This window comes from Pseudovibrio sp. WM33 (assembly GCF_001623165.1).
In the GTDB taxonomy this organism is placed as follows: domain Bacteria; phylum Pseudomonadota; class Alphaproteobacteria; order Rhizobiales; family Stappiaceae; genus Pseudovibrio.
Genome location: NZ_LMCK01000142.1, coordinates 82,001 through 82,489, shown reverse-complemented (window position 1 = coordinate 82,489; position 489 = coordinate 82,001). Strand labels below are relative to the sequence as shown.

The window sequence follows — 489 nt, the reverse complement described above, 5'->3', positions numbered from 1 at the left end:
AAAGTCAGGTGCCCTATTTTTCCTCCGGGGTGCGTGATGACCTGATACAGCGGCGTTACCTACGCGCCATGCTGGAATACTGGGCTGTTGAGGCTGGCAACAATCCAGTTAGCCCGGTTTATAGTGGGCCAATGGTGGACCCCGTGAACATGTTTGCATGGGCTTGGGATGTGCGGCCGTTTCCATCGTTTCCGGTGGAATCCGATACCTGGGCGGATTGGGGCAACTTCACCACCGGGCATTGGCTTTCCGGCCGTGTGGGCGGTGTCTCCGCAGATGGCATTGCCCGGCTCTTGATGGAGCGGGCGGGCCTGCGTGAAGGCATAGACTTTGAAACGGCCGGGGCAGATGGGGTTGCTGATGGCTTCCTTATCTCTTCTATCACCAGTGCCCGCAGCGTGTTGGAAACCCTTGGTGCTGCTTTCTTCTTTGATGCTGTGGAATCTGGTGGCCGGGTGGCGTTTCGCCCGCGTCGTTCCCGCTTTCCCT

1 protein-coding gene is annotated in these 489 nt (G+C 58.7%); it reads left to right on the top strand.

The window, feature by feature from the left end:
• A partial coding sequence (locus tag PsWM33_RS27515; RefSeq protein ID WP_193778470.1) for a baseplate megatron protein TIM-barrel domain-containing protein occupies window positions 1-489 on the top strand: 489 nt, incomplete at both ends.